The sequence below is a fragment of the Paenibacillus sanfengchensis genome, from assembly GCF_036864765.1.
In the GTDB taxonomy this organism is placed as follows: Bacteria; Bacillota; Bacilli; order Paenibacillales; family Paenibacillaceae; genus Fontibacillus; species Fontibacillus sanfengchensis.
Genome location: NZ_JBAGJC010000008.1, coordinates 94,296 through 110,900 on the forward strand (window position 1 = coordinate 94,296; position 16,605 = coordinate 110,900).

8 protein-coding genes and 2 CRISPR repeat arrays are annotated in these 16,605 nt (G+C 50.0%); all 8 genes read left to right on the forward strand.

Features of this window, described 5'->3' with window-relative positions; translation table 11 throughout:
* Positions 1 to 374: 374 nt before the first annotated feature.
* A CRISPR array of direct repeats spans positions 375 to 1,137; the repeat unit is 32 nt; unit sequence GTCGCACCTTACATAGGTGCGTGGATTGAAAT.
* 365 nt (positions 1,138 to 1,502) lie between these two features.
* The 8 genes from cas3 (at position 1,503) to V4U84_RS17880 (ending at position 16,589) form a co-directional block, all read left to right on the forward strand.
* A complete protein-coding gene (gene cas3, locus V4U84_RS17845) occupies positions 1,503 to 3,938 on the forward strand; it encodes a CRISPR-associated helicase Cas3' (protein ID WP_334074177.1) in 2,436 nt (811 codons plus the stop codon).
* A gap of 45 nt (positions 3,939 to 3,983) precedes the next feature.
* Complete coding sequence (gene cas5c / locus V4U84_RS17850; RefSeq protein WP_334074363.1) at positions 3,984 to 4,703, forward strand: type I-C CRISPR-associated protein Cas5c; 720 nt, start codon at positions 3,984 to 3,986, stop codon at positions 4,701 to 4,703.
* The gene (cas8c, locus tag V4U84_RS17855; RefSeq protein ID WP_334077626.1) at positions 4,700 to 6,637 is read left to right on the forward strand and encodes a type I-C CRISPR-associated protein Cas8c/Csd1; all 1,938 of its coding nucleotides are present in this window, start codon (positions 4,700 to 4,702) and stop codon (positions 6,635 to 6,637) included. Before cas5c ends, cas8c begins: the two co-directional genes overlap by 4 nt.
* A 5-nt stretch (positions 6,638 to 6,642) precedes the next feature.
* Complete coding sequence (gene cas7c, locus V4U84_RS17860) at positions 6,643 to 7,506, forward strand: type I-C CRISPR-associated protein Cas7/Csd2 (RefSeq protein WP_334077627.1); 864 nt, start codon at positions 6,643 to 6,645, stop codon at positions 7,504 to 7,506.
* On the forward strand, positions 7,496 to 8,155 hold the full coding sequence (cas4, locus tag V4U84_RS17865; protein WP_334077628.1) for a CRISPR-associated protein Cas4: 660 nt from the start codon (positions 7,496 to 7,498) through the stop codon (positions 8,153 to 8,155). Before cas7c ends, cas4 begins: the two co-directional genes overlap by 11 nt.
* The gene (cas1c, locus tag V4U84_RS17870; RefSeq protein WP_334077629.1) at positions 8,152 to 9,183 is read left to right on the forward strand and encodes a type I-C CRISPR-associated endonuclease Cas1c; all 1,032 of its coding nucleotides are present in this window, start codon (positions 8,152 to 8,154) and stop codon (positions 9,181 to 9,183) included. Before cas4 ends, cas1c begins: the two co-directional genes overlap by 4 nt.
* 9 nt (positions 9,184 to 9,192) lie before the next feature.
* Entirely contained in the window at positions 9,193 to 9,483 is a 291-nt protein-coding gene (cas2, locus tag V4U84_RS17875) for a CRISPR-associated endonuclease Cas2 (RefSeq protein WP_334077630.1), read from the forward strand.
* Positions 9,484 to 9,652: 169 nt separating this feature from the next.
* Positions 9,653 to 13,158: a CRISPR direct-repeat array (repeat unit 32 nt; unit sequence GTCGCACCCTACGCGGGTGCGTGGATTGAAAT).
* Positions 13,159 to 13,601: 443 nt separating this feature from the next.
* Positions 13,602 to 16,589 carry an Ig-like domain-containing protein gene (locus V4U84_RS17880; RefSeq protein ID WP_334074183.1) on the forward strand — a complete coding sequence of 996 codons (2,988 nt, stop codon included), beginning with the start codon at positions 13,602 to 13,604 and terminating at the stop codon, positions 16,587 to 16,589.
* Positions 16,590 to 16,605 lie beyond the last annotated feature (16 nt).

Sequence of the window (16,605 nt, forward strand, 5' to 3'; positions counted from 1 at the left end):
AACTGCCGAAATACGCAATTTCAGGCGAATTACCGGGAGGTTTTCCAGCTAATTTGCCTCTGCAGCCGCATAGGCATCAAATTAACGGGAGGAATTCCAGTTAATTTAAATTAAAGAATTGGCATTGCGTAAGAGTACGATAAAGACACTTCACACCTTATCTGGTAAAAACGACAGTTTGACTTATACAGAGGCGTATACTTTTGGTGCGAATATGAAGCGAACATGATTTTCTAGGGGGATTCGCACTAAAATATCTTACTTAAGTTTCCATATTCACATAAAATATACCAGTAAAATAATCACTCAATTGCTTAAAGTAGTCGTTTTGTAGTTTTGAAGTATATTTTCTAACAATATATGTTAAAAAACGCGTCGCACCTTACATAGGTGCGTGGATTGAAATCCCCTTGCCTTCGGCACATCCTTAAACCTTGGCGTCGCACCTTACATAGGTGCGTGGATTGAAATCATTTGGATTTTTACGGCTTTCATGGCCATTCGGTCGCACCTTACATAGGTGCGTGGATTGAAATCTGTCGAATAGCATAATCCTTTGGGCATACCCAGTCGCACCTTACATAGGTGCGTGGATTGAAATAAAAATCGGACCACTTTGGCGAAGTAGCCCGTGAACCGTCGCACCTTACATAGGTGCGTGGATTGAAATTTCATAACACCAAATACCTCGGATTGATCGGGACAGGTCGCACCTTACATAGGTGCGTGGATTGAAATGCTGGAGGATCGACATCAACAGGTTTCGCAGGAGTCGCACCTTACATAGGTGCGTGGATTGAAATATACATTGCCTACTTATTACAAAGGTTTTCGACATGGTCGCACCTTACATAGGTGCGTGGATTGAAATAAAAAGAAAGTCCCCGATGAACCTTCTGGAATCTCGTCGCACCTTACATAGGTGCGTGGATTGAAATCTTTGGTTCGCAGGACATCCCTTTTGCACTCACTGTCGCACCTTACATAGGTGCGTGGATTGAAATTGAGAAGAACGGGGCGCCGCGTCCGGATGGCCGGGTCGCACCTTACATAGGTGCGTGGATTTAAATTTGGCGGATGAGGAATTAATTCCGGCCGATCCATGGTCGCACCTTACATAGGTGCGTGGATTTAAATATTGAGAACACTAAGAAGTTGTGTTACAAATTGAGTCGCACTTACGTAGGTGCGTGGCTTGAAATAGCGGAATGACTTGAAATCATTTGAGGATTAGTCGCACACTTAACTAGGTGCATAGATTCCATGTAAGACACTACGCTACCTAACTTAACATTTTATGGATAAGGCAGCCCGGCAGGGGCTGTTCTTTTTTTACCCAATAGATGTGTACACAAAATGTGAGACTTCATAAGCTAGAAATAAAACAATAAATAAAGAAATATGTAGAATTTTGGAAGGGAAATGCGATAGTGCTAGAGAATTAGTAAATAACAATTTAACGAGTCGTTTGAACTATTTTTTTGAAAGGGGGAGGTAGGGCTATGGAGTTTATCGCTCATATCCGTGAAAGCGACCGGGAACGGCAATCCCTGAAGGCCCATTTGCACGGAGTTCGGAAGCTGGCGGAATCCTTTGGGGCAAAGCTCGGAATCACCCATGTAGCCGGGCTGGCGGGGGTGCTGCATGATATGGGGAAATTCTCGAACGCGTTTCAGGATTATCTGATGGAGGCGGTGAATCATCCGGAGGCTCCCCCCAAACGCGGGAGCGTAGATCATTCCACGGCAGGCGGGCGGCTTCTCTACGATTTGTACCACAAAAGCAATATTGAGCTGGAAAAGGGGATCCTGGCTGAAATTGTAGGCAACGCGATTATATCCCACCACTCTTATGTGCACGACTATCTGGACCCGGATTTGGAATCCCCTTATTTGCGGCGTGTCAGAGACAAAGAAGATATCGCGGATTATGACGAAAGTGTACGCCTTTTCTTTGAACAAGTGATGAGTGAAGTGGAGTTTCAGCATTATGTCGATCAGGCTGTAAGGGAACTAAAACAATATTTGTTGGCTCCTTCTTCTTTTAGCAGGGAAGCTAAATGCATGTTTTTAACAAAGTTTGTATTCAGCGCTCTAATTGACGGGGACCGTACGGATACTAGGCGTTTCGAAGACAATGTTGCTGATGGAGAGGAGGAGGCTCCTCCCGCCAATGAACTCTTTCAGGGTTATTACGATAAATTGATGGCTGTGATCCAGTCCATGGGTAAACAGACAGGCTCATCTTCTTCCATTAACAAGTTAAGGAACGACATGTCGGAGCAGTGTGACCGATTTGCGGACAGGCTGTCGGGGATTTACACGCTGTCCATTCCTACGGGAGGCGGGAAAACGCTGGCGAGCCTTCGATATGCCTTGAAGCATGCGATAATCCATGGCAAAAAACATATTATTTATGTGCTGCCCTACACCACGATCATTGAGCAGAATGCTGCCGAAGTCCGCAGAATTTTGCAGGATGACGCCCACATTCTGGAGCACCATTCCAATGTGATTGAAGATTTGGATGGGGATGATGAAGCGGATGACGGTCTTATGAATGTGCGGCAAAAGCTAAAGCTGGCCAAGGACAACTGGGACTCTCCCGTCATCTTCACTACATTGGTGCAGTTTTTGAATGTGTTTTATGCCAAGGGCAGCAGAAATATTAGGAGATTGCATAACCTTAGCGAGTCCGTGATTATTTTTGATGAAGTTCAGAAAGTGCCGGTTTCTTGTGTGTCTTTGTTTAATGAGGCGGTGAATTTTCTGAATGATTTTTGCCGTACGGGTATCGTGCTATGCACGGCGACCCAACCGGCGCTAAACTTTGTGAAGCATCAGCTCCAGATCCAACAGAATGCAGAAATGATTCAAGATCTGGGTCAAGTGATTACGGCGTTTAAGCGTGTAGAACTGATGGATGAAGCAAGTCATGAAAAATACACGAATGAGAAGCTGGCCAACTTTGTCCTCCATATGCTGAAGGAAAAACGCAATATTCTAATTATTCTGAACACCAAAGCCGTAGTGAAGGAGTTGTATCAGCGTCTCCTTAACCAGCTGCGGGATATCCCGGTTTATCACTTAAGCACGTCGATGTGTCCGGCGCATCGGAAGGATAGGATGGGCAAAATCCGTGAACATCTAGCGAATCAGGAGCAAATGGTTTGCATCAGTACACCGCTGATCGAAGCAGGCGTCGATATCAGCTTTCAATGTGTCGTTCGTTCGTTGGCCGGGCTGGATTCCCTGGCTCAAGCGGCCGGAAGATGCAACCGGCACGGGGAAGACACCTTGCAGCAGGTTTATCTGATCGATCATGCGGAAGAGAATTTGCGGCATTTGCAGGAAATCGGCAAGGGCAAGGAAATCACGAAGCAAATGCTCATTGATCTGCGGCATAAGGCATCCAGCCATGGCGGCGATCTTTTGTCGGTGGAGGCGATGACTTATTACTTTCAGCGGTTTTATACGGAAGTGAAGCCATTCCTGGATTTTAATGTTCCAAAATTGAATATGGACATGACCACCTTACTTTTTGCCGGGTATAAGGAAAATAAATATTTTCAGGACTATTGCCTTAACCATCCAAAGCGGCCCCCTCTGTTTCTGGTCAACAGCTACCGCACGGCCGCAGAGCATTTTCACGTCATTGATAATATGACCACACCGGTCATTGTGCCGTATGGAGAAGGCGAGGAGATCATTACCGAGTTAAACGGGGCAAAAAGTATCGAAGATTTCGGCAGGGTGATGCGGAAGGCGCAGCAGTTCACTGTAAACCTTTTTCCGTATGAATTGGAGCAATTGAGTAAAAACGGCGGTCTGGAATACTGTCTGGATGGACAGGTACGGGTGCTGAAAGACGGTGCTTATAACGAGGAGTACGGATTGGATCTGGAGAATGAGAGCTGGTCGGGGGCTAGTATTTTTTGAAAAATAAAGCGTAACAGTGAACTCGAAAGGAGGTGAATCTATATGATCAGAAACTCCGTTGAATTTTCCGTGTATGGAGATTACGCCTTGTTTACCGATCCGCTAACCAAACTCGGCGGTGAGAAGCTGAGCTATCAGGTCCCCACCTACCAGGCGATCAAAGGGATATGTGAAAGTATCTATTGGAAGCCTACGATCCTCATGATCGTCGACGAGATCCGGGTAATGAATGCGATTCGAATGGAGTCCAAGGGGGTTCGCCCCATTGACTATAGCGGCGGTAATACGCTTGCCAATTACACCTATTTAAAAGAAGTGCACTATCAAGTCAGATGCCATTTTGAGTTCAATATGAACCGTCCGGATATGGCTTACGATCGGAACGAGCACAAACACCATAATATTCTTATGCGCAGCGTCAAGGCAGGAGGGCGGAGGGATATTTTTCTCGGCACTCGGGAGTGTCAGGGATATGTGGAGCCGTGCCGGTTTGGGGAAGGCGATAGTTATTATGACGACTATGGCGAAATTCATCTTGGCACGATGGTGCATGGGATCAACTACCCGGATGAAACGGGTAGAGATCAGTTGGAAGTTCGACTGTGGCAACCGGTAATGAAGAATGGAATCATTACGTTCCCGCGGCCGGAGGAATGCCCACAGGTCCGTGTAATATCGGAGATGGAGCCGAAGCGCTTTGATTCGGCAGATGTAGAATCCGCAGACCAACTGTTGGCCAGTTGGGGAGAGGAGGAATATCTATGAGTTGGCTGCTCAGCTTATATGAAACTTATGAAGCCAATCTGGATCGTGTAGGCGAGATTGAACTGAAAAACGGCCGGGAATACACACTCCTCCCCGTCTCGCACACGACTCAGAATGCACATATTGAAGTGCTGATTACGGAGGAGGGCGAGTTCCATTTCGCAAAAGTGATCGACAAAAGCGACGCAAGCACCTTGATTCCCTGTACCGAGAAGTCCGCCAGCCGGGCGGGGTCCGTCATCGCACCTTACCCGCTGCATGACAAATTAAGTTACGTGGCGGGGGACTTTGTGGCTTACGGCGGGAAAATTAAAGGTGAGGAGCCTTTTGAAACTTACATACATGAATTGCAGAATTGGGCGGAGTCACCTTATGCTCACCCCAAAATAGTAAGCATTTACCGGTATCTCAGCAAAAGAACGCTGATCCATGACCTGGTCAATCATAAACACGTTCTGGCAGTGGATGAGGACAACCGTTTGATTGAGAAATGGGACAAAAAATATGAAGCGCGTTATCCTGAAAAACCGGATATTTTTGGCGTAGTAGCGGGAGATCAGACTAGTGCTTTTGTGCGGTTTAATGTCCATTCGCCGGACCGGATTTTAACCGACATCTGGAAAGATCGCGAAGTGTATGATTCTTTCATCGCTTTTTACCAAGAACGGTTGGGTGAAGAGGATGTATGTTATGTCACAGGAAAAAACTTGCCCAGCACAGAACGGCATGCGAACAAAATTCGCAATGCGGCGGATAAGGCCAAGCTCATTTCGGCGAACGATACCAGCGGATTTACTTTTCGGGGTCGTTTTGTTCAGAGCAGGGATGCCGCCAACATTAGCTATGAGGTATCTCAAAAAGCGCACAATGCCCTGAAATGGCTCATTAACCGTCAAGGAAAGACGATAGATCAACGGGTATTCCTGGTGTGGGGCAATGATTCGTTATATATTCCCGATCCGTCGGAAGACACGTTCGCACTGGATCCGGACGCCATTCCCGCCGTGACTCACAAGTCTAATACGAATGAGTCGTTAGCCCAAGAAGTAGCCAAAGCTTTGGACGGTTACCGAAATAAACTTGGGGAGGGAACTCGCGGCAAGCTCCAACCCACCGTTAATATTATGGTATTGGACTCGGCGACCACAGGTCGTATGGCGGTTTTGTATTTCCGCAATATGGATAAGGAGCTCTATTTGGACAGGCTTGCCGAGTGGCATACCACCTGCGCCTGGCTTCACCGGTACCGGAAGAACAACCAGAGTGAATTTGTCGCTTTTTACGGGGCTCCGGCCACTAAAGAGATCGCATTTGCGGCCTACGGGCCCAGGGCGGGAGATAAGGTTGTCAAAGGTCTGATGGAGCGCATGCTTCCGTGTATCGTGGACGGCACGAGAATTCCTTTGGATATCATCACGAGCGCGATTAACCGGGCCTCCAATCCTGTGGGCATGGAAAATTGGGAATGGGAGAAGACGCTAAGTATCGCCTGCGCTTTGATTAACAAGCATTTAACGGATAAACAGGAGGGAATCAGAATGGCGCTTGATGTAAACAGCGACGACCGCAGCTACTTGTTCGGACGCATGTTGGCCGTGGCCGATGTGCTTGAGAGACGGGCACTGGGAAAAGAAGAGAAACGGGCAACCAATGCCATACGCTATATGAATGCATTCTCCAAACACCCCGAACGGACCTGGCGGATTATTCAGGAAGGCCTGCAGCCTTACTTGGCCCGATTGGGCAGGGATGCCGCATTTTGGACAAGAGTGATCGACGAGATCGGCTTCAAGTTCAAACCGGAGGATTTTAATAACAAACCGTTATCCGGCAAGTATTTGCTTGGATTTTATAGTCAGAGACATGTCTTCTATCAAGGTAAAAATCAAGAAAGCAGCACGGAAGCGGAAGTATCATCAAATATGGAGGAGTGATTGGAATGAGCAGTTTGGACCATAAAATTGATTTTGCCGTTGTTTTGTCAGTGAATTGCGCTAATCCCAACGGGGACCCTTTAAATGGAAACCGTCCAAGACAGAACTATGACGGTTATGGAGAAATATCGGATGTGGCCCTCAAGCGGAAGATCAGAAACCGGCTGCAGGATCTGGGGGAAGCTATTTTCGTACAATCGAACGATCGTAAGGTAGATGAGTATGATAGTTTAAGAGAGCGTGCGGATGGTAATGCGGAATTGAATCAAATTTTGAAATCCAAAACCGCATCGAGTGAGGCTTTCGCCACCGTCGCTTGTCGGGAATGGATCGATGTGCGCAGCTTTGGACAAGTATTTGCTTTTAAAGGATCGGGTAACGGTGCCGGCGTTTCCGTTGGCGTTAGAGGTCCCGTGTCCATTCATACGGCCAGAAGTGTAGATCCCATCGACATTAGTAGTATGCAGATTACCAAGAGTGTCAACTCGGAGCCGGGCAAAGACCGCGGGTCCGATACCATGGGGATGAAACACCGCGTGGATTTCGGGATGTATGTTTTCTATGGAAGTATCAATACCCAATTGGCGGAGAAAACAGGCTTTACAAACGATGATGCGGAAAAAATAAAACAAGCCCTTTTGACGCTCTTTGAAAATGACCTATCGTCAGCCAGACCGGAGGGCAGCATGGAGGTGCATAAAGTGTATTGGTGGGAGCATAGTTCCAAATTGGGGCAATACTCCTCCGCTAAGGTGCATCGCTCCTTACAGGTCAAATCCAAGGTGGAGGAACCGCGTTCCTTTGAGGATTATGCCATCGAACTCTATGACTTGGACGGATTGAAGGTCGAAGTTTTGGATGGACGCTAATCCGGAAGAGGATTATCTGATGCTGTCCGGCATTCAGCATTTTCAATTTTGCAAGCGCCAGTGGGCGCTGATTCATATCGAACAGCAGTGGGAAGAAAATGTGGGAACGATTGAGGGCCAGCATCTGCATCGTAAAGCCGATCAGCCTTTCGTAAGAGAGAAGCGTGGCGACAAGCTGACTGTAAGGGCGCTTCCCGTTAAGTCCGAGGAACTGAAAATCACGGGGATTTGCGATGTAGTCGAATTTATTCGAGATGAAGATGGTGTTGAAATTAGCGAGGCCGAAGGAAGGTACAAGGCTTGCCCCGTGGAATATAAGCGGGGCAAGCCTAAAAAGAACGACGCGGATATTTTGCAACTGGCGGCGCAGGCAATTTGTTTGGAGGAAATGCTGCTCTGCTCCGTTCCGGTGGGCTACATGTTCTACAATGAAATTAAACGCCGAGTCGAAGTACCATTGACCACGGAATTGAAAGATAAGGTACGGGGAATTGTTGCCGAAATGTGGGATTACTATGGGCGAAGATATACGCCTCGGGTGAAGGCGGGTTCTTTTTGCCAAAGCTGTTCCTTGAAGTCGGTGTGTCTGCCGGAGGTTTTGCAAAAGCGTTCGGTGCGAAGCTATATTGAAGGGAAGCTGAAGGAATGAAGAAGCTGCTAAATACGCTGTTCATTAATCAGCCGGACGTTTATTTATCGTTGGATGGCGACAATATCGTACTTTTGAAAGAGCAGGAGAAACTGGGCCGCTTGCCGCTGCATAATCTGGAATCGATTATCGCTTTTGGATATACCGGAGCGAGCCCCGCGTTGATGGGCTATTGTGCGGAGCGGAATATTTCTATTGTCTTCATGACGTTAAATGGGAGATTTCTGGCTAGGGTTATCGGCGCTAGCCGGGGAAATGTGGTGTTGCGTAAGAAACAATATGCCATCTCGGAGAACGAGGCACTGTCAGCCAGAGTGGCGCGCAACTTTATTTTGGGTAAGGTGTACAACCACAAATGGATGCTGGAAAGAATGACTCGGGATTATCCTTTGCGGATTGATGTGCCCCAGTTTAAGGAAGCTTCACTCCAATTGTCGGAACTGATGATGGTCATCCAGGAATGTGAGGACCTGGACCGGCTGAGAGGGCTGGAGGGGCAGGCGGCGTTAAGTTACAACAAGCTGCTGGATGCCATGATTTTGCAACAGAAAGAAGATTTTTATTTTCATACTCGGTCCCGGAGACCTCCACTGGATCATGTCAATGCCATGTTGTCTTTAGCCTACACTTTGCTGGCCAATGATACGGCCTCTGCGCTGGAAGGAGTCGGATTGGATGCCTATGTAGGCTTCTTGCATCGCGACCGGCCGGGGCGAGTATCTTTGGCCCTGGATGTGATGGAGGAACTGCGCGGGATATTTGCCGACCGGTTTGTCCTGTCACTGATCAATAAAAAGATAGTGACTGCAAATGACTTTGTCCGCAAGGAGAACGGTGCCGTACTAATGACCGAGGACGCTCGAAAAAAGTTCCTTTCCGCCTGGCAGAGCAGGAAGCAAGAGAAAATGACCCACCCTTACCTAGGTGAAAATATAGCCTGGGGGCTGGTGCCCCATGTCCAAGCCTTACTGCTGGCTCGATACTTGCGAGGGGATCTGGATGAGTACCCTCCATTTTTATGGAAGTAGGTGGATCGGATGCTGGTACTGATTACTTATGATGTAAGTACCGTTGATGCAGCAGGACAAAGAAGATTACGACAGGTTTCTAAAGCATGTCAAAATTATGGACAGCGTGTTCAAAACTCCGTATTCGAGTGTATCGTTGACGCGGCGCAATGGGCGACGCTAAAAATCAGGTTGATGGAACTCATTGATCCGGAGCAAGATAGCCTCCGATTTTATCAGTTGGGGAATCAGTATAAGAATAAAGTGGAACATGTGGGAATTAAGGCCGCCCTCGACTTGGAGGGCCCCCTCATTCTGTAGTGCGAATGTGAAGCGAACATGATTTTCCCGGGGGATTCGCACCATGAAATTTAAATTAATTTCCATAAAAGCTAAATCTTTTCATTGTAAAAAAGAAGGAATGCGCTAATCAAGGAGTCTATATTAACAGTATTTATATTTTATTACTTTTCTTGTAGTAAAAATCGGAGTCGCACCCTACGCGGGTGCGTGGATTGAAATACAAAAGCTCGGGTTTTGTACATATGTCTTGAATGTCGCACCCTACGCGGGTGCGTGGATTGAAATCAAGCACGAATGGACCTTTATCAATGGTAGCGTCATGTCGCACCCTACGCGGGTGCGTGGATTGAAATGGATACCCCAAAATGATAAAGAAAGACCAGATGACCGTCGCACCCTACGCGGGTGCGTGGATTGAAATATCGATAAAAAGGACGATGACACAAATAAACCTAGTCGCACCCTACGCGGGTGCGTGGATTGAAATGGGTGTACCCCTGCTGCCTTTGCCGCCAAAACAGCGTCGCACCCTACGCGGGTGCGTGGATTGAAATCTCCGTACCGTCTTCGTCATCAATCCAACTCGACGTCGCACCCTACGCGGGTGCGTGGATTGAAATATGACCTTGGCGCAAATACCTATGTGACCAAGGCCGTCGCACCCTACGCGGGTGCGTGGATTGAAATCCAAGCTCCGCGACAAAAGGGAAAAATAATCCCCTTGTCGCACCCTACGCGGGTGCGTGGATTGAAATTAAAGAGTCCTGGTTTAAAAATTCACCAATCGGAAGTCGCACCCTACGCGGGTGCGTGGATTGAAATTACGCCACAGTCCTGGACTTTAACATGGAGTGGGTCGCACCCTACGCGGGTGCGTGGATTGAAATTTTTAATCCGCCTACGGGGATATTTACTTTAACGTCGCACCCTACGCGGGTGCGTGGATTGAAATATTTGTTGCGATCCCTGGTATTCCGGACGGTATGTCGCACCCTACGCGGGTGCGTGGATTGAAATAAGTGGTTAAGGTGGTAAAAATGCCTCCAACAGCTCGTCGCACCCTACGCGGGTGCGTGGATTGAAATATATGTCTGCGCAGCGCCTCTACCACGATGTCTATGGTCGCACCCTACGCGGGTGCGTGGATTGAAATCTTTAGGAAAGCTGTAGAACGCTATGGTATCCCTGTCGCACCCTACGCGGGTGCGTGGATTGAAATTACCACCCCAGGACCTTTCGGATTTCAATCGTCGTCGCACCCTACGCGGGTGCGTGGATTGAAATCAACCTTATCCACGGTGCCCATCAAAGATTTTCCGTCGCACCCTACGCGGGTGCGTGGATTGAAATTCATACTCCGCCTCGTCAAACAGGACCAGCTTGCCCGTCGCACCCTACGCGGGTGCGTGGATTGAAATTTATGGGTGTCCGTCCATATGCAAACGGCGGCCAAGTCGCACCCTACGCGGGTGCGTGGATTGAAATTATCGATGGAGGGATAAACTTGAAAAAGTGGGCGTAGTCGCACCCTACGCGGGTGCGTGGATTGAAATTATCGATGGAGGGATAAACTTGAAAAAGTGGGCGTAGTCGCACCCTACGCGGGTGCGTGGATTGAAATCTTTGCCGCTGGCAAACTTTTTAAGGGCGTTTGGTCGTCGCACCCTACGCGGGTGCGTGGATTGAAATTCAAACTGGATATGGCAAAAGAACTGGCTATGGTTGGTCGCACCCTACGCGGGTGCGTGGATTGAAATATCGTTTTGACTGAAAGGAGCAACAAAGTTGGCTCTCGTCGCACCCTACGCGGGTGCGTGGATTGAAATCCTAGAAAGGTGCTCGCCGCCATGGCAAACGATGTGTCGCACCCTACGCGGGTGCGTGGATTGAAATTGGGGTGGATTGGCTTTAGTCGCTGTTGTATTTAGTCGCACCCTACGCGGGTGCGTGGATTGAAATATTATGCTCGTCCATCCAGAAGTCACACTTAATGTCGCACCCTACGCGGGTGCGTGGATTGAAATAATCAGGAAACAGAACTTTGGCCGGGGGCGCGCGAAGGTCGCACCCTACGCGGGTGCGTGGATTGAAATAATAGTCAAACGTTTGATTGTAGCCATGTTATTTGTCGCACCCTACGCGGGTGCGTGGATTGAAATAGGACAACACGGTGTACAAAGGAACTGCACGATATGTCGCACCCTACGCGGGTGCGTGGATTGAAATGATGGTGTCCACTGTCAACGATAAAATATTTATGTCGCACCCTACGCGGGTGCGTGGATTGAAATTGCAGATCATCCGTATCATCATCGGATTCCGGATGTCGCACCCTACGCGGGTGCGTGGATTGAAATGATTGATCAAGGATTAGGGGGAATGGCGAGTGAAGTCGCACCCTACGCGGGTGCGTGGATTGAAATTGCTCGATTGTGTCGAGATTGGCCAGCAGATCAGCGTCGCACCCTACGCGGGTGCGTGGATTGAAATAAGAATAGGACGGTTCAAGTAGAGGGAGCTTCCGGGTCGCACCCTACGCGGGTGCGTGGATTGAAATAAGGACAAGTGACGCAGGTGGTATTCGATGTATAACGTCGCACCCTACGCGGGTGCGTGGATTGAAATCAAATGGGTTGATGATTTCTGTCTTGATCGTTCTTGTCGCACCCTACGCGGGTGCGTGGATTGAAATGAAATGACGGTAACGTATCTGCCCGTGAATCAGTGTCGCACCCTACGCGGGTGCGTGGATTGAAATTCGATGTCCTTGACGTGGCGCTCGATATCCTCCGCGTCGCACCCTACGCGGGTGCGTGGATTGAAATTTATAAAGGATGGGAAGAAACGGAATATCACCCAGTCGCACCCTACGCGGGTGCGTGGATTGAAATCGTGGTTCGACGCTACGGGGCGATTGTTGACCGTGTCGCACCCTACGCGGGTGCGTGGATTGAAATACTAATACGCGCAAAGGACCGTACTCATCGAGAATGTCGCACCCTACGCGGGTGCGTGGATTGAAATATAGCTGAGCAAGCGGCCAAGTATAAGGAACTTGTCGCACTCTACGCGGGTGCGTGGATTGAAATATCGGGTGGACGATACAGGCAGCCTGAAGGACATCGTCGCACCCTACGCGGGTGCGTGGATTGAAATCAACGTAGACATCCACGTTACAGCAGACAAAAAGGTCGCACCCTACGCGGGTGCGTGGATTGAAATTGTGTATGGACCGCATGGAGCCTTTGCCGTGCCCTCGTCGCACCCTACGCGGGTGCGTGGATTGAAATAGGCACGGTACAAAGCAGGATCGGAAGAAAGAATGTCGCACCCTACGCGGGTGCGTGGATTGAAATGGCAACGTGCAGTTTTTGGTCACTGCCTTATTGGGGTCGCACCCTACGCGGGTGCGTGGATTGAAATAGCTCTCAGGACTCGATAACCCCAAATCGGTCCAGCGTCGCACCCTACGCGGGTGCGTGGATTGAAATATTCCCGCCACAGTAAGAGATAATCAAGCCCTGCTCGTCGCACCCTACGCGGGTGCGTGGATTGAAATAAGGTATACAAGGCTGTCGATCACGTAACCGGCAATGTCGCACCCTACGCGGGTGCGTGGATTGAAATTCGCGTCGGAGCGGGCGTTCGTGTACCGGCAGCTGTCGCACCCTACGCGGGTCCGTGGATTGAAATATACAGACTATCATGTTTCCAGGTGACGAAATCAAAGTCGCACCCTACACGGGTGCACCGATAAAATTTGGCGACCCACGCTGAATAGCGGCTTCCTGTCCGAATGATGAAGCCTTGCCTCCGTTTTCTGACTCAAGGATGCAGTGCGGCATGCAGCGGATTGATGCCACAACTCATCTGGATTAAACAACACAATCCGATATCTCCCCCTCTTTAGGAAACGTCAACTCGTTTTCCGAGAGGGGTGTTTTTTTGGCAAAAATTATTTCATGGCGGCAATATTAAAATCCTCTAAATTTATTCCGATAAAGACTTATTGCAAATTAACACTCCATAAGGAAAGGGCGGAGACAGCAGGAATTTACAGACAAGAGAACATCGGAACGTAATGAGAGATGGAACGTCGCTAAAGTTTATTTCATCCAAGAAGGAGCAACCCAGAATTGAAAAAGAACAAATGGTTATCAGCGGTTCTATCTATCGTATTATCGGCAAGTTTCGTGTTGACCTCCGCCTATGCGGGAACGGAAGCTGCCTATGCAACGGCTGCAATTGTTAATGTGGACAGCGTCGAAATTACCGGGGATGTCGAGGAAGTGTACGTGGGGGAATCCGTGCAGCTGACCGCCCGAGTGCTACCGACCGATGCCACGAATCAAGGAATTCATTGGATGGTTCTATACAGGGACGGGGTAGCGAACATTGATTCGGAGACCGGTATTTTGTGGGGAATTTATCCGGGGATCGTCGAGGTGTACGCCTTGGCTGACGAGAACAACGTCATCCGGGCTACAAAGCAGATTATGGTTAAAGGGCAGACTTTGCCCGCCAGTATGACGATCAGCAATCAAGAAAATACAACCCAGGTTACGTTGGGCGAGTCCTTACACTTTATAGCGGATATTCAGCCCACGGACGCTTTTAACAAAAAGGTGACATGGTCGATTAACGGCCTGCCGACTCCGGGGACAGACGATCAGGGGCGGCCCGTTACCCTGCCGGGAGGCTACGGAAGCTTCGATGAGAATGGCGTGTTGACCACAACTCAGACCGGTAGAGCCGAAGTGATGGCCATATCCGTCGGGAACCCTAATGTGAAAGACACGATGCAAATTGAAATTGTTCCGCCGCAAGTGGATGTGAGCGGAATTACGGTATCTTCTTTGACTGATGAAGTCTATACTGGGGGCACGCTGCCCATGACCGCAACCGTGGCACCGTCAAACGCGACGGATAAACGGGTAACCTGGAGCGTAGAGCCTCTGGACGGCCAAGCCGTGATTCACCCCGTTAGCGGTGAAGTTAGCGGATTAACTCCCGGTGAAGTGAAAATTGTCGCAACTTCGGTGCAAAACCCGGCAGTTAGCGGAAGCAAGACAATTACGGTCAAGGCGCCTCCGGCCATCCCCGTATCTTCCATCGCGATCACTTCGCCCGACACCGTTCAGGTTGAAAATACGTTGCAGTTGAACGCAAGCGTACAACCGGACAGCGCCCATAACCGCGGAGTGACTTGGAACGTGCAGAACGGAACGGGCTCGGCGACAGTGGATGCCGCAACCGGACTACTCACGGCGACGGGGGTTGGGAAGGTAACCGTCACCGCCACGGCGGCCGACGGCAGCGGTGTTTTTGCGACCCAGGAGATCACGGTGACGCCGATTCTGGTGAACGAGATCGTAGTGACGAGCGAAGGATCAGCCACCTCGGTCACTGCCGGAAACAAGCTTCAATTCAGCGCAGAGGTTAAACCGTCCAACGCGACCAACAAGAACGTGATTTGGACGGTTGCGAATGAAACGGGCTCTGCCGTCATTTCCGATGCGGGCTTGTTGACTGCCAACGCAGCGGGAACCGTAACCGTAAAAGCAACAGCAGCAGATGCCAGTCAAACCATTGGAACATTTGATTTGACCATCCTTGCTGCGGCTCCGGGATCGAACCCGGACCCATCCGACGGCGGATCGGCCGGAAACGGCGGCTCCGGTGGAGGAACTGGCGGCGGGTCTAATGGTGGATCCACAGGCGGGTCTACTGGAGGATCCGGCAGCAGCACCTCCGGCGGTTCAGGCGGCAGCTCAGCATCGGCACCGGCCGGCAACACCAAGGAAATTGAAGTCATTGTGGATATGGGCCAAGGTCAGTCCGAAGTTTCCAAAGCAAAAATTCAGCGTACCACCGGAACGGACGGTATCGTCAAGGACAACGTGACCCTCGGCCGGGAGAAGGCGCAGGAAGCGGTGGACAAGGCCATCGCCGCAAATCAGCCGACCGTACGAGTCGTCATTCCGGACGAGGAGGACGAGGTCGGCGAGACCAAAGTCAACGTACCGGTTGCCGCGTTGAATGTCGTAAGTTCCGGGGGCAAAAACCTGGGGATTTATACGGAGAACGGCAGCGTGCTGGTGCCAAACGGCTCGCTGTTGAACTTCCCGGATGATTTGTATTTCCGGCTGGTGCCGGTGAAACAAAAGTCCGAACAAGAGGTTATCCGCGACCGCGCCGTAAAAGAGACTGTGGTTACAACCATCTCGAAGGACTTGGCACCGTTCGTAGTCAGCCGTCCGATGACAATCGAAACCAATATGCAGAGCCGTCCGGTTACTTTGGTGCTGCCGCTGCGCGATGTAACTATGCCGGCCAGCGAGCAGGAGAAAAAGGCCTTCCTCGATTCCCTGGCGATTTACATCGAACATAGCGATGGATCAAAGGAATTGGTTCGCGGTTCGGTTGTGGATTATGGAAGCGGGGAGCAGGGGCTCCAGTTCCAAGTGAATAAATTCAGTACTTTTACCATTTTAAGTTGGGATGGAAAAGACCTGACCGCTCATCAGGCTTACATCAAGGGTTACCCTGATGGCACCTTTAAGCCCGATCGTTCCGTGACCCGGGCGGAGATGGCCATGATGCTGGCGCGGAACCTGGGCTATGCGGGTACGGCAAGCCGCGCGGTTTACCCGGATATGGCGGACGGCTATTGGGCCAATGGAGCGATTTCGTTTGTAAAAGAGAAGAACCTGATGATCGGGGACGAGCGGGGAAATTTCCGGCCGGAAGCGGCCGTAACCCGCGCCGAGATGGCGGTGACCGCCGCCAGAATTAAGCAGCTGACCCCGCTGGGCGAGGCGGAGGCAAGTGGCGCCTTCAACGATATCCAGGGCCACTGGGCCGCGGGTTATATCGCGGCGGGTAAAGCGTCCGGCGTGATCGCTGGCTACCAAGACAGCAGCTTTGCTCCGTCGAAGGAGCTCACCCGTGCCGAAACCGTCACCGTCGTGAACCGGTTATTCAACCGAGGTCCTTTGTACGGCGTAGACATTCGGTTTTGGAGTGACGTTGAGACCGCTCATTGGGCATATCAAAATATTATGGAAGCTTCCTACAGCCATGATTTCGAAGCACGGGCCGAAGGTGGCGAACAGGTGAAATAACATAGAAAGTGCTCCG